1 protein-coding gene and 1 pseudogene are annotated in these 652 nt (G+C 41.7%); both read left to right on the top strand.

The genetic code is table 11. The features are described 5' to 3' along the window. Nucleotides 1–167 precede the first annotated feature (167 nt). Nucleotides 168–377: a DUF3283 family protein gene (locus tag QTO00_RS20555; protein ID WP_038202197.1), complete on the top strand. Its 210-nt coding sequence runs from the start codon at nucleotides 168–170 to the stop codon at nucleotides 375–377. 92 nt (nucleotides 378–469) lie between these two features. Beyond that, nucleotides 470–652, top strand: a pseudogene (locus QTO00_RS20550) (YebC/PmpR family DNA-binding transcriptional regulator); the annotation flags it as partial.

The following is a 652-nucleotide window of genomic DNA, read 5'->3' as shown; positions in this document are numbered from 1 at the left end:
TAGTTGTGACACACAAATGCGATTACCTAAGGGTGGCAGATAAAAGCCACCCTTTATTTTTGAGTATTTTTTGATCTAGCCCGCTACTCGTACTGCGAATCCCTCGCTACACCTACTCTTGGTGTGATATATTCCCATCCCATATTTTTACAGATTTGAACTTTGGTATGTCGATCAACCTGTCTACTCTTCCTGCAAGTGAGAAAAACAAAATTGAACTTGATAAACAAGCCTCGTTTTTGGTTTGGAAGCTTCGTGAAGCAAAAGCGGTGCCTGATGAGATTGATCAAGAGGCGGCCAAAATAGCCGATGAAGAAGAGAAAGCTTCATTCTTAGAATCCGTAGCTAAATATAAGCGAGTAATGGGTGTCGCGTAACGCAACCATTCCCTCAGCAAGGTGAGAAATTGAAATGTGCTCGCTTTTTGCTAAAATCCTTCGCGTTAAATTGAATTAGAGAGAACGTCCCGATGGGAAGAAGTTTTGAAGTGCGCAAAGCCTCAATGGCTAAAACTGCTGGCGCAAAAATTAAAGTTTATTCCAAATACGGTAAAGAAATTTACATGTGTGCGAAAAATGGCGGTGCAGACCCAGACATGAACTTGTCTCTTAAGCACCTGATCGCTAAAGCGAAAAAAGACCAAGTTCCTGCA

The sequence above is a fragment of the Vibrio sp. M260118 genome (assembly GCF_036533755.1).
Classification (GTDB): domain Bacteria; phylum Pseudomonadota; class Gammaproteobacteria; order Enterobacterales; family Vibrionaceae; genus Vibrio.
The sequence above is the reverse complement of the archived record's forward strand: the minus strand, read 5'-3'. Positions and strand labels throughout refer to the sequence as shown.